Source organism: Propioniciclava sp. MC1595, assembly GCF_017569205.1.
In the GTDB taxonomy this organism is placed as follows: Bacteria; Actinomycetota; Actinomycetes; order Propionibacteriales; family Propionibacteriaceae; genus Propioniciclava.
In genome coordinates, this window is sequence record NZ_CP071870.1 from 1,104,923 (window position 1) to 1,117,294 (window position 12,372).

The window sequence follows — 12,372 nt, forward strand, 5'->3', positions numbered from 1 at the left end:
AAGGGGAGACGATCGACGTCAGCCCCCGGCGAAGGGCGGCAGGACGTCGACGAGCATCGTGGGTGACAACGGCGTCTCGCGGTCGTCGGTGCGGTGGCCCTCGACGAGGATCGAGCACCGGTCGAGCACGCGCGAGAAGCCCTCGCCGTGTTCCTCCACGAGGGCGTCGCGCAGTTCGCCCAGGGTCGCGGCGTCGACCACGACCGTGTTGGTGCCCGCGGCCTCGGCGGCGGCGGCGAAGAAGCGGACGGTGGGCATCAGTCCTCCTCGGGGAGCGGGGCGGTGGCGATGGCGTCCTGCAGCGCGGTCGCGACCGCGACGGGGTCGGCCTCGGGGTCGGCGCCCAGCGCCAGGCCGAGGATGAAGGTGGAGACCGGCGCCATCGGCCGGGCCCCCTCGTGGGCCACCCGGCGGGACAGGCGCAGCAGTGCGTGCTCGTCGACGCGGGCGGCGTCGAGGCCGAGGCGGGCGCAGGCGTCCTCGACGAACGCGCGCCAGCCCTCCTTGTTGTCCTCGGCGGCGTTGGCGGGGGCCGCGGGGTTGGAGGCGACCCAGCGCGCGAGCTGCTCGGGGGTGTCGAGGTCCTCGACCGAGGCGTCGCCCGGGTCGACCGGCAGCAGCGACAGCGAGGCCATCACCCCGCGCACGGAGCGGTTCGCGGGATCGCCCCAAGCGGCGAACGCGCGCCGCAGTGCCGGCGTCCGGTAGAGGGCCGCGAGGTGCTGCAGCTCGCCGCCGGCGTCGCGCAGGCACAGGCCGTCCGCGTCGTCGGGGGCGGTGTCGAGGGCCGAGCGCAGGACGCCGACCGCGGCGGGCGCGTCCGGCAGGTCACAGGCCAGCACGAGCGTCCACGGCGCGGGGGAGGCGACGGCGTCCAGCCCGGCCAGCAGTCCGGCGGCCGGGCCGGTGCCGGGCGGGTCCTCGCGGGTCACGACGACGCCGAGCGGGACGGCCACGTCGCCCACCACCACGGTGGTCGCGGCGCCCGCCGTCGCGCGGAGCACGATGTCGAGCAGGCGCTCGCCGGACACGTCCAGGTCGGCCTTCGAGACGTAGCCCATCCGCGAGCCCTGCCCGCCGGCCACGATGATCGCGTCGTACATCAGTTCTCCCGCTTCCAGGTGCCGGAACGGCCGCCCTCCTTGGCGAGCAGGCGCACGTGCTCGATGTGGGCGAAGCGGTCCAGGCCCTTGACCATGTCGATGATCGCCAGCGCGGCCACGCTGACAGCCGTGAGCGCCTCCATCTCGACCCCGGTGCGGTCAGCGGTGCGCACGGTGGCGCGGACGTCCACGCCGTCGTCGCGCAGGGTCAGGTCGACCTCGCAGCCGTGGACGCCGATGACGTGCGCCAGCGGCAGCAGGTCGGGGGTCTTCTTCGCGGCCTGGATGCCCGCGATGCGGGCCACCGCGAGCACGTCGCCCTTGGGCACGTCGCCCGAACGCAACAGGTCGACCACGTCGGCGGACACGACGACGGACGCCGCGGCGGTGGCCGCGCGCACCGTCGGCTGCTTGGCGGTCACGTCGACCATTCGGGCGCTGCCGGACGCGTCGAGGTGGGTGAACGGCATCTCGGTCACGGGAGCCTCCTGACGGCGACGAGGTCGCCGGGGGCGACCGTGGTGACGTCCTCGCCGACGGCGGCGATCCCGTCCGCGAGCACGAGCGAGGTGACCATGTGCGACGCCGACCCGCGGCGGTGCGCGGGCCGGGCCAGCTGGCGGCCGGTTGTGTCGACGTCGAGGACGACGGGGATGAGCTGGCGGCGTCCGGGCGGTGAGTCCCAGCCCACGGTGGCCACGGCGACCGACCAGCCGGGGGTGGGGCGGTCGTGCAGCCGGTCGAGGGCGGGGGCGACGAACGTCTCGTAGCTGATCGCGGCCGACAGCGGGTTTCCGGGCAGCGCGACCACGGGGACGCCCCCCGCGCCCCAGCGCGCCCAGCCCTGCGGCTTGCCCGGCTGCATCCGGACGTGGCGGAACCGCGCCCCGCCGGCCTCGAGCACGATGCGGGTGACGTCGGCGTCCCCGACGCTGACGCCGCCGGAGACGACGATGAGGTCGCACGCGGGGGCGAGGGCATCCAGCGCCGCGGTGAGGTCCTCAGGGGTGTCGCGCACCGCGTCCGGGGTGCGGGGGGTGGCGCCGTCGCGCGTGAGCAGGGCGGCGAGCAGCGTTCCGTTGGACTCGAAGATCTGCCCGCGTCCCAGCGCCTGGCCGGGCGGGACGAGCTCGTCGCCGGTCGCGATCACGCCCACCACGGGGCGGCGCACGCAGGCGAGGGTGGGAACCCCGGCGGCGGCCGCGGCGGCCAGCGCGTGCGCGTCGAGCCGGACGCCGGCGTCCAGTGCCAGGTCGCCGGCGCGGAGGTCCTCGCCCGCGTGCCTGACGTGGCGGCCGCGCTCGACGACGGCGTCGATCCGGACGCCGCCCTCGACGGGCGTGGTCTGCTCGACGGGCACGACGGCGTCCGCGCACGAGGGGAGGGGGGCGCCGGTCATGATCTTCACGCAGGCGCAGCCGCCGAAGACCGGGTCCTCCGACGAGCCGGCCAGCACCTCGCCGGCCACGTGCAGCGTCACGCCCGGCACGAGGTCGGCGGCCCGCACGGCGTAGCCATCCATGGCCGAGTTGGCGAAGGTGGGCACGTCGGCGCGGGCCAGCACCGGCTCGGCGAGCGTGCGCCCGGCGGCCTCGGCCAGCGGCACCCGCTCGGTGTCGGCGAGCGGGCGGACGAGGGCCAGCACCTCGGCGAGGTACTCCTCGACCGAGAGCAGGACGCGCTGCGTCGAAGCCATCAGTACGACGCCTGGCTCGGGTCGACGTCGGCCACCCAGGCCAGGATCCCGCCCTCGAGCACGCGCACCCGCGCGTACCCGGCGGCCTCCAGCGCGCGGGCGGCGGCCTCGGCGCGGGGCTGCACCTTGCAGTGCACGACCACGTCGGCGTCGGGGTCGATGCCCGTGGCGGTGGGGTCAGCCAGCACCTCGGCCAGCGGCACGCGCACCGACCCGTCGATGGCGGCGATCGCGACCTCGGCGGGCTCGCGCACGTCCAGCACCACGGGCGGGGCGTCGCCGGCCAGCTCGGCGGCCAGCTCGGTGGGGGACAGGGTCTCGGTCACGGTCGTCTCCTCGGCGGGGGAAGGGGCAGGCGGTGCGGCGGTTCGGTCGCCCGGGACCAGCGGGATGTGCTGCACGGTCGCGGCGAGCAGGTCGACGAACGCGACCCTGCCGAGCAGGGGCTCGCCGACGCCGCAGATCAGCTTGACCGCCTCGGCGGCCATCATCGACCCGACCTGGCCGGTGAGCGCGCCCAGGACGCCGGCGTCCCCGCAGCTCGGGACGGTGCCGGGGGCCGGCGGGTGGGGGAACAGGTCGCGCAGGTCGGTGCCGACGAACCCCGCCGGCGGGGCGGCCCAGAACACCGACACCTGCGCCTGGGTGCGGTAGACCGAGGCCCACACGTACGGCAGGCCGAGTTCGGCGCAGGCGTCGTTGACCGCGTACCGGGTCTCGAAGTTGTCGGTGCCGTCGAGCACGAGGTCGGCCCCGGCGAACAGCTCGGCCGCGTTCCCCGGCACCAGCCGGACGCCGCGGGTCACCACCTCGACCGTCGGGTTCAGCGCGCGGACCGCGGCGGCGGCGGAGTCGACCTTGGGCGTCCCCACGGCCGCGTCGGGGTGGATGACCTGCCGGTGCAGGTTGGTGACGTCGACCACGTCGTCGTCGATGATCGTGAGCCTCCCGACGCCGGCCGCGGCCAGGTACAGCAGCGCGGGGGAGCCGAGGCCGCCGGCGCCCATCACCGCGACGTGGGCGTTGCGCAGGCGGCGCTGGCCGTCCTCGCCGATCGCGGGGACAAGCAGGTGGCGGGCGTAGCGGTGGGTCTCCGCGCGCGTGAGCGGGGGACCCGGCTCGACCAGCGGGGGCAGGGGGGTCACGACGCGGCGGCCTCCCGGGCCGCGTCGACGAGGTGGTCGACAGCCTCGGCCGGGGGCGTCCCGGCGGCGATCGCCAGGCCCCAGAGGTGGGCCGACACCGGGGCCATCGGCCGCTCGTAGGTAGTGGCGACGGTGCCGGTCAGGTCGTGGACGGCCCGCGCGTCGACCAGCGCCGGGTCCACACCCACGGCGGCGCAGACGTGGTCGATCCACGCCTGCCAGCGCGCCTGGTCGATGGGGGGACGGCTCATGGGACCGGCCTCAGCCGAACCAGCCCAGCAGGCCACAGCCGATCGCGAACACGATCATGAACGCGAACAGCCCGATGTTGATCAGGCCCCGGCGCCCGGACGCCGAACAGGCGGCGCATGAAGCGGTCGGGGGCGGCGTCGGAGCGGAATCCCGGGGACGCCGTCGTCTCCGCAGCGAACGTGTCGGTCACGGCCCTAGGTTATCGCTTGGACGCCGTGGGGCTCTTCCACGTGCCCTGCGGTGCGCGCGACGGGGTCGGCCGCTGGCCGGTGTCGCCCTTGCTGCGGTAGACGATGTACGGGCGGGCCAGGTACTGGACCGGCGCCGAGAACACGTGCACCAGGCGGGTGAACGGCCAGATCATGATCAGCAGGAACGACAGGACGGCGTGCACCTGGAACTGGATCGGCGTGCCGACCATCGCGATCGCCTCGACGTTCGGCTGGGCCATGAAGATCGACCGGAACCAGACCGAGACGCCCTCGCGGTAGTTGTAGAAGTGCTCGTCACCCAGAGCGGTGCTGATCGTGTTCCACATGCCGAAGAAGATGTTCAGGCCCAGGACCAGGTACATCACCTTGTCGTTGACCGTGGTCGCGTTGAAGACCGTCTTCACCGTGCGCCGGCGGAACACCAGGATGATGAAGCCGATCGTCACCATCAGGCCGGCGGTGACGCCGCCGATGACCGCGACCAGGTGGTAGGTGTGCTGGTCGATGCCCATCGCGTCGGTCCAGCCCTTGGGGATCACCAGGCCCATCGCGTGGCCCAGCACGGCCATCAGGATGCCGTAGTGGAACAGCGGCGAGCCGATGCGCAGCAGCTTGCTCTCGTACAGCTGCGAGCTGCGCGTGGTCCAGCCGAACTTGTCGTACTTGTAGCGCCAGATCATCCCGACGACGAACACCGCCATCGCCAGGTAGGGGAAGACAGCGAACAGGAAGGTGCTCATCGTTGGGCTCCTGTCAGGTCGAGCGAGAGGTCGAGGTCGTCGTCGGCGGGGTGGGGGTTGAGCCGCGGGTCGAGGGCGTAGCCGTCGAGGCCGACCTCCTCGTTGGGCGGACCCTCGGCGAGCAGTCGGGCCACGGCCTCGGCCTGCGTGCCGTCCAGCGGCGGGAGCGTCGCGCGCAGGGCGGTCACGGCGTCCGCCCACGGCGAGTCCTTGGCGTCCAGGCCGAGCTGCAGCAGCTCGATCCCGGACCGGTGGTCGTTCAGCAGCTTCCACGCCACGTCGACCGAGCCCGTGGCGCCGAACTCCAGCACCACCGACAGGTGGTCGGGCAGTTCGTCGTCGTTCACCTCGAGGCCCGCCCGCCGGAACGCCTGCTTGAACTGCACCAGCGCGATGCCCCGCTTCCGGGTGTCGCCGTGGGCGTAGTAGGTCAGGTGCAGGGCGCACTTGCGGGTGGTGTCGAAGGTGTCCACGTAGGCCGTGCACACGGCTTGGGCGTCGGCGTCGGCCAGGTGGTCGGCCAGGCGCAGCAGGGGCTGGCCCACGGCGTCCGGCAGCGTAACGGCCGCCTCACGGATGGCCGGCAGCAGGCCCAGCACCCGCTCGTCGGGGTAGCTGAGCAGCAGCGAGGCCAACTGCCAGGCGGTGCGCAGCTGGGGCTCGGGCAGGGTGGGGGCCGGGTGCCTGCGCCGCACCGGCATCTCGGACGCCGCGGGCTGCGGCCGGCCGCCCCCCACGAGGCGGCCGAGCCACTCGGCGGGTCGTCGGCTCACTGCGGGTCCTCCTGCGCCCTCATGCCCTTCAGCGGCGCCTCGGCGCGCGGGTCGGCCGGCAGGTCGGGGCCCGCGCCGGGGATGCCGTGGCGGTGCTCGACCTCCTCGGAGGAGTCCTTGCCCGGCACGCCGCGGCCGTCCCACTGCAGGTAGCTGACCGAGCCGGGGACCTGGCTCATGTCGTCGGCCTGCATGCGCTCCTTGGTCTCGCGCAGCGTCTGGATCGCGACGGGCACCGGCCCGCCGGAGCCGCCGCCGAACGCGCCCGGGCCGCCCTCGCCGACCGGGCAGTCGGTGGCGAGCTCCTCCAGCGCGTGCGCCTGCTCGGCGTGCGCGGTGGGGATGACGTAGCGCTCGTCGTACTTGGCGATGGCCAGCAGGCGGAACATCTCCTTCACCTCGGCGCCGGTCATCCCGACGGCCTGGGCGATCTCCTCGCGCGGTTCGCGCTCGAGGTTGATGTCGCGCATGTAGGAGCGCATCGCGGCCAGCTTGTCGAGCACCTGCCGCACCGGCTCCACGTCACCGGCGGTGAACAGGTTCGCCAGGTACTCCAGCGGGATCCGCAGGGCGTCGATGGCGCCGAACAGGTTGCCGGCGTCCTCGGCGTCGTGGCCGGTCTCGCGCACGGCGTCCACGATCGGGGACAGCGGCGGGATGTACCAGACCATCGGCATCGTGCGGTACTCGGGGTGCAGCGGCAGGGCGACCTTGTAGTCGTTGATCAGCCGCAGCACCGGAGACTTCTTCGCCGCCTCGATCCAGTCCAGCGGGATGCCCTGGCGCTCGGCCTCGCGGGCGATCGCCGGGTCACGCGGGTCGAGGAACACGCCGCGCTGCGCCTCGTACAGGTCACGGTCGTCCTTCATCGACGCGGCGGCGGTGACGGCCTCGGCGTCGTACAGCATGAGGCCGATGTAGCGCAGCCGGCCCACGCAGGTCTCGGAGCACACCGTCGGGATGCCCACCTCGACGCGCGGGTAGCAGAAGGTGCACTTCTCGGCCTTGCCGGTGGAGTGGTTGAAGTAGATCTTCTTGTACGGGCAGCCCGAGATGCACATGCGCCAGCCGCGGCAGCGGTTCTGGTCGACCAGGACGATCCCGTCCTCCTCGCGCTTGTAGATCGCGCCCGAGGGGCAGGACGCCGCGCAGGTCGGGTTGAGGCAGTGCTCGCAGATGCGCGGCAGGTAGAACATGAACGACTTGTCGAACTCGAAGGTCACCTTCTCCTCGATGCCCTTCAGCATCGGGTCGTCGTGACCGGTCTTGTACGTGCCGCCCAGGTCGTCGTCCCAGTTGGCGCCCCACTGCGGGTTCATCGGCCGACCGTCCAGCAGCGAGTGCGGGCGGGCGACCGGGAACGTCTTCTGCGCCGGCGCGTTGAGCAGGTTCTCGTAGTCGTAGGTCCAGGGCTCGTAGTAGTCCTCGATCTCGGGCAGCTTGGGGTTGTTGAAGATCGTGGCGAGCTTGGCCAGGCGGCCGCCACCCTTCAGCTTCAGCCGCCCGTTGCGGCCGAGCTCCCAGCCGCCCTTCCAGGTCTCCTGGTCCTCGTACCGGCGCGGGTACCCCAGGCCGGGTCGGGTCTCGACGTTGTTGAACCAGACGTACTCCAGGCCGGTGCGGTTGGTCCACGCCTGCTTGCAGGTCACCGAGCACGTGTGGCACCCGATGCACTTGTCGAGGTTCATCACCATCGCCATCTGGGCCATGATGCGCATGTTCTTCGTCTCCTTGGCTCGTGGGTGGTGGGTCAGTAGGCCAGCGGGGCGGTGCGCTTGCGGAGCATCGTCACCTCGTCGCGGTTGTTGCCGGTCGGGCCGAGGTAGTTGAAGGCGAACGCCAGCTGCGCGTAGCCGCCGATGATGTGGCTCGGCTTGATCAGGATGCGGGTCATCGAGTTGTGGATGCCGCCGCGCCGGTTGTTGGTCTCGGTCAGCGGCACGTCGATGAGGCGGTCCTGGGAGTGGTACATGTACACCGTGCCCTCGGGCATGCGGTGCGACACGATCGCGCGGGCGGCGACGACGCCGTTGCGGTTGACCAGCTCGATCCAGTCGTTGTCGGCGATGCCCACCTTCTCGGCGTCCTGCACGCTCATCCACACCTGCTGCCCGCCGCGGGAGAGGTTCTGCATGAACCAGTTGTCCTGGTACTGGCTGTGGATCGCCCACTTGAAGTGCGGGGTCAGGTAGCGCACGGACACGCCCAGCTCGTTGGTCTCGCCCAGCGGGGTCTCACCGAACAGCTGGGTCATGTTGAGCGGGCCGCGGTAGGTCGGCAGCATCTCGCCGAGCGCGTTCATCCAGTCGTGGTCGAGGTAGAAGTGCTGGCGCCCGGTGAGGGTGTGCCAGGGCTTCAGCCGCTCGACGTTGATGGTGAACGGGGAGTACCGGCGACCGCCGGACTCGGAACCCGACCACTCGGGCGAGGTGATCACCGGGGTGGGCTGGCCCACGATCTCGTTGAAGGTGATGATCTTGCCCTCGTGCTCGGCCGCCAGGTCGTGCATCTTCTGCCCGGTGCGCTTCTCCAGGGTCTTGAACCCCTGCACCGCGAGGTGGCCGTTGGTCGTGCCGGCCAGCGCCATGATCGTCTCGGCGACGTGGATGCCGTGGTCGAGCTTCGGACGCCCCGCGTCGACCCCCTCACCGGTGCGGACGCCGTTCTTGCCCTTGAGGTAGGTGATCGCCGAGTTCACGTCGACCGTGACGGCCTTGGTGGTCGTGCCCAGCTTGTCCATCAGCGGGCCGATCGCGCCGTACTTCTCGCCGATCTGCGTGTAGTCGCGCTCGACCAGCACCAGCTTGGGCATCGTCACGCCCGGCACGGGCTCGACCTCGCCGGTCTTCCAGTCCGCCACGATGCCGTGCGGGGTCGCCATCGCGTCGGGGGAGTCGTGCAGGAGCGGCACGGCCACGACGTCGGTGCGGGTGCCCAGGTGGCGGCGGGCCAGCTCGGAGAACTGGTTGGCCAGCAGCCGGAAGCTGTCCCAGTCGGTCTTGGACTGCCACGGCGGGTTGATCGCCGGGGTGAACGGGTGCACGAACGGGTGCATGTCGGTGGTGTTGATGTCGTGCTTCTCGTACCACGTGGCCGCGGGGAGGATCACGTCGGACATCAGCGTCGAGCTCGTCATGCGGAAGTCCAGCGTGAGGACCAGGTCGAGCTTGCCCTGCGGCGCCTCGGGCCGCCACACGATGTCCTTGGGGCGCAGGTGCTCGGGGCTCTCGGCCGCGCTGACCGCGTGGTCGGTGCCGAGCAGGTGCTTGAGGAAGTACTCGTCGCCCTTGGCGGAGTTGCCGAAGAGGTTGGCGCGCCACAGCATCAGCACGCGCGGCCAGTTCTCCTCGGCGTCCGGGTCCTCGACGGCGAACTTCAGCTCGCCCGACTTCAGCGCGTCGGCCACGTAGCGGCCGACCTCCTGGCCGGACGCCTTGACGGCGTCGCCCAGCACGAGCGGGTTGCGGTCGAACGTCGGGTAGGACGGCATCCAGCCCGAGCGGGCCGACTGCGCGTACAGGTCGGCGGTGACCTTGCCCTTGAACTGGCCGTTGCCGGCGTCGCCGGCACCCAGCTCGTCGGCGGTGAAGGTGTCGTAACGCCACTGGTCGGTGTTGATGTACCAGTAGCCGGTCTGGATCATCTGCCGCGGCGGACGGCTCCAGTCCAGACCGAACGCCATCTGCGCCCAGCCGGTGATCGGGCGGGCCTTCTCCTGGCCCACGTAGTGCGCCCACCCGCCACCGTTGCGGCCCTGGCAACCGGTGATGGTCGTCAGCATCAGCATCGTGCGGTAGATCAGGTCGGAGTGGTACCAGTGGTTGGTGCCGGCGCCCATCAGGATCATCGAGCGGCCGTTGGTGTCCTCGGCGTTCTGCGCGAACTCGCGCGCCACGCGCTCGACCTGGGCGGCCGGGACGTTGGTGATCATCTCCTGCCACGCCGGGGTGTAGGCGCCGGTCTCGTCGCCGTAGCCGGTGGGCCACGTGCCCGGCAGGCCGGGGCGTCCGACGCCGTACTGGGCCAGCATCAGGTCGAACACCGTGGTGACCAGCTTGTCGCCCACCCGGCGCACCGGGACGCCGCGTCGCACCGTCGTCGGCGTGCCGTCGGGGGAGTCGAACAGCGGGAGCTCGACCTCGACGGACTCCTCCCCGAGCAGGGTGAGCTCGGGGCGGAGGTCGCCGAGGTCGAGGTTCCACTTGCCCAGGCCCTCGTCGCCGAAGCGGTGGCCCAGGGTGCCGTTGGGGATCGCCGGCGCGTTGGTCGCGGCGTCCCACAGGGCCGGCTTGAACATCGCGTTCTCGCTGTCGGCCTCGGGGTTGTCGAAGTCGCCGGCGACCAGGTTCTTGCCGGGCCGGAAGACGACCTGGCCCGCGGCGTCCGAGCCCACCGCGTCGAGCGTGACGAGGAAGGGCAGGTCGGTGTAGGCGCGGGTGTACTCCTCGAAGTAGGGCACCTGCCGGTCGACGAAGAACTCCTTGAGCACGACGTGGCCCATGGCCATGCCGAGCGCGGCGTCGGTGCCGGGCGCGACGGGCAGCCACTCGTCGGCGAACTTCACGTTCTCGGCGTAGTCGGGCGCCATGACGACGACCTTCTGGCCGCGGTAGCGGGCCTCGGTCATCCAGTGGGCGTCGGGGGTGCGGGTGAGCGGGACGTTCGAGCCCCACATGATCAGGTAGCCCGCGTCCCACCAGTCGCCGGACTCGGGGACGTCGGTCTGGTCGCCGAAGACCTGCGGGGAGGCGACCGGGAGGTCGGCGTACCAGTCGTAGAAGCTCAGCATCGACCCGCCGATGAGGCTGGTGTAGCGGGCGCCGGAGGCGTGGGAGACCATCGACATGGCCGGGATGGGGGAGAAGCCCGCGATGCGGTCGGGGCCCCAGCGCTTGATCGTGTAGACCTGCGCGGCGGCGACCATCTCGATCGCCTCGTCCCACGTGGCGCGGACCAGGCCGCCCTTGCCGCGGGCGCTCTTGTAGCGCTTGGCCTTCTCGGGGTCCTGGACGATGGACGCCCACGCGACGACCGGGTCGCCGTGCTCGGCCTTGGCCTGGCGGTACATGTCCATCAGGACGCCGCGGATGTAGGGGTAGCGCACCCGGGTGGGGGAGTAGGTGTACCAGGAGAACGCGGCGCCGCGCGGGCAGCCGCGGGGCTCGTACTCGGGCTTGTCGGGGCCGGCGCTGGGGTAGTCGGTCTGCTGCGCCTCCCATGTGATGATGCCGTCCTTGACGTACACCTTCCACGAGCACGACCCGGTGCAGTTCACGCCGTGGGTCGAGCGGACGACCTTGTCGTAGGCCCAGCGGTCGCGGTAGAACCAGTCGCCGCGGCCACCCTCCTTGAACACGGCCCGGTTGTCGGCGGTGACGGGGGCCTTGCTGAAGAACTTCCCGGCGCCGATCAGGGCGTCGGCGAGGGGGCCGTCGAGTCCGGCGGAGGAGGCGGGCCGGGGCTGCGTGGCTGTCATCGTGCTGGCCTTTCGGTCGGGGGGACGGGGACGGAACGTTCGGGGAACGGGGTCGCGGTGCTCAGCCGGGCGACGCAGAGCTCGGGCTGGACGAAGGGGATGAGGCTGACCGTCGCGTCGGTCTCGCCGAGGGCCTCGAGGGTGCCCTGGATCACGCCGCGGTGGACGCCGCAGGCGACGGCCGGGTTGTCCACCGCCAGCTGTCGCAGGGGGCAGTGGTGCAGGCCCAGCTGGGCGGTGCGGCCGGCGTCGGCGGTGGAGACGGTGGGCTGGTAGCCCCAGCGGTCGAGGACGTCGAGGACGGCGCCGACCTTCGCCAGCCAGGCGCCGGGCGTGCTGGCCGGGGTGCTGTTCTCGGCGACGTCGATGCCGACGAGCTCGGCCGCGTGCTCGAGGGCCCAGCGGCGACCCGCCTCGGCGGCGTCGTGGGACTCGCCCGAGGCCATCGACGCGGCGAGCACCTCCGCCAGCAGGCGGTAGGCGTCGGGGGCCGTGACCTCGGTGAGCTGGCCGGGCTGGACGGTGAACCGGCGGCGGGGGCGTCCGACGCGCGCGCGCTCGTCGTGGGAGGCCACCAGGCCGGCCTGCTCGAGGCGGTCGAGGTGGAACCGGACCGTGGTCACGTGGAGGTGGAGGCGTTCGGCGAGGTCGGCGGCGGTCAGGCCGGTGCTTCGGTTGGGCTGGCCCGCGCTGGTGAGGTGGGGGAGGTTGGCGAGGGCGTCCACGATCTCGCGGCGCACGGGTGACGAGAGCACGTCCAACGGCTGGACCTGTGCCTCGGTCATCGTCGCCCCCCGTCTGTTTCGCGGGCTCCCTCGCACGGGTTTGGAGGAAGGTCGTCCTGAGTCTAACCAGATCCCTGCGGCGGCGTGCAAACTCCGGTAGATTGCGCTTGAAAACTTGATTTCACGGCCGTGTTTGCAAACCTACGCCGTGTAGTTGACGGTGTTGTCAGGCGTGTGGTTTCATCCGGTT

At 71.9% G+C, this 12,372-nt stretch carries 11 protein-coding genes; all 11 read right to left on the reverse strand.

What is annotated here, in order from left to right; all coding sequences use genetic code 11:
- Positions 1 to 18: 18 nt before the first annotated feature.
- Positions 19 to 258 carry a MoaD/ThiS family protein gene (locus J4N02_RS05225; protein WP_188332649.1) on the reverse strand — a complete coding sequence of 80 codons (240 nt, stop codon included), beginning with the start codon at positions 256 to 258 and terminating at the stop codon, positions 19 to 21.
- A complete protein-coding gene (locus J4N02_RS05230; RefSeq protein WP_188332650.1) occupies positions 258 to 1,103 on the reverse strand; it encodes an NTP transferase domain-containing protein in 846 nt (281 codons plus the stop codon). The genes J4N02_RS05225 and J4N02_RS05230 overlap by 1 nt, the downstream gene beginning before the upstream one ends.
- Complete coding sequence (gene moaC / locus J4N02_RS05235; RefSeq protein WP_206662202.1) at positions 1,103 to 1,582, reverse strand: cyclic pyranopterin monophosphate synthase MoaC; 480 nt, start codon at positions 1,580 to 1,582, stop codon at positions 1,103 to 1,105. Before moaC ends, J4N02_RS05230 begins: the two co-directional genes overlap by 1 nt.
- Complete coding sequence (gene glp / locus J4N02_RS05240; RefSeq protein WP_188332651.1) at positions 1,579 to 2,799, reverse strand: gephyrin-like molybdotransferase Glp; 1,221 nt, start codon at positions 2,797 to 2,799, stop codon at positions 1,579 to 1,581. The genes moaC and glp overlap by 4 nt, the downstream gene beginning before the upstream one ends.
- The gene (locus tag J4N02_RS05245) at positions 2,799 to 3,944 is read right to left on the reverse strand and encodes a ThiF family adenylyltransferase (RefSeq protein ID WP_188332652.1); all 1,146 of its coding nucleotides are present in this window, start codon (positions 3,942 to 3,944) and stop codon (positions 2,799 to 2,801) included. The genes glp and J4N02_RS05245 overlap by 1 nt, the downstream gene beginning before the upstream one ends.
- On the reverse strand, positions 3,941 to 4,195 hold the full coding sequence (locus J4N02_RS05250) for a DUF6457 domain-containing protein (protein WP_182814520.1): 255 nt from the start codon (positions 4,193 to 4,195) through the stop codon (positions 3,941 to 3,943). Before J4N02_RS05250 ends, J4N02_RS05245 begins: the two co-directional genes overlap by 4 nt.
- Before the next feature lie 200 nt (positions 4,196 to 4,395).
- A complete protein-coding gene (narI, locus tag J4N02_RS05255; RefSeq protein ID WP_188332653.1) occupies positions 4,396 to 5,148 on the reverse strand; it encodes a respiratory nitrate reductase subunit gamma in 753 nt (250 codons plus the stop codon).
- Complete coding sequence (narJ, locus tag J4N02_RS05260) at positions 5,145 to 5,921, reverse strand: nitrate reductase molybdenum cofactor assembly chaperone (protein WP_243760877.1); 777 nt, start codon at positions 5,919 to 5,921, stop codon at positions 5,145 to 5,147. The genes narI and narJ overlap by 4 nt, the downstream gene beginning before the upstream one ends.
- Positions 5,918 to 7,639 carry a nitrate reductase subunit beta gene (narH, locus tag J4N02_RS05265; RefSeq protein WP_188332654.1) on the reverse strand — a complete coding sequence of 574 codons (1,722 nt, stop codon included), beginning with the start codon at positions 7,637 to 7,639 and terminating at the stop codon, positions 5,918 to 5,920. Before narH ends, narJ begins: the two co-directional genes overlap by 4 nt.
- Before the next feature lie 32 nt (positions 7,640 to 7,671).
- Entirely contained in the window at positions 7,672 to 11,397 is a 3,726-nt protein-coding gene (locus J4N02_RS05270; protein WP_182814525.1) for a nitrate reductase subunit alpha, read from the reverse strand.
- Positions 11,394 to 12,182 (reverse strand): metalloregulator ArsR/SmtB family transcription factor, encoded by a 789-nt coding sequence (locus tag J4N02_RS05275; RefSeq protein WP_188332655.1) that lies wholly within the window; start codon positions 12,180 to 12,182, stop codon positions 11,394 to 11,396. Before J4N02_RS05275 ends, J4N02_RS05270 begins: the two co-directional genes overlap by 4 nt.
- Between the last annotated feature and the right edge of the window lie 190 nt (positions 12,183 to 12,372).

Coding starts and splice junctions, on each gene's coding strand:
- J4N02_RS05270 (WP_182814525.1), bottom strand. CDS start 11,397: ATGACAGCCACGCAGCCCCGGCCCGCCTCCTCCGCCGGACTCGACGGC.
- J4N02_RS05250 (WP_182814520.1), bottom strand. CDS start 4,195: ATGAGCCGTCCCCCCATCGACCAGGCGCGCTGGCAGGCGTGGATCGAC.
- narH (WP_188332654.1), bottom strand. CDS start 7,639: ATGCGCATCATGGCCCAGATGGCGATGGTGATGAACCTCGACAAGTGC.
- narI (WP_188332653.1), bottom strand. CDS start 5,148: ATGAGCACCTTCCTGTTCGCTGTCTTCCCCTACCTGGCGATGGCGGTG.
- J4N02_RS05230 (WP_188332650.1), bottom strand. CDS start 1,103: ATGTACGACGCGATCATCGTGGCCGGCGGGCAGGGCTCGCGGATGGGC.
- J4N02_RS05225 (WP_188332649.1), bottom strand. CDS start 258: ATGCCCACCGTCCGCTTCTTCGCCGCCGCCGCCGAGGCCGCGGGCACC.
- glp (WP_188332651.1), bottom strand. CDS start 2,799: ATGGCTTCGACGCAGCGCGTCCTGCTCTCGGTCGAGGAGTACCTCGCC.
- J4N02_RS05275 (WP_188332655.1), bottom strand. CDS start 12,182: ATGACCGAGGCACAGGTCCAGCCGTTGGACGTGCTCTCGTCACCCGTG.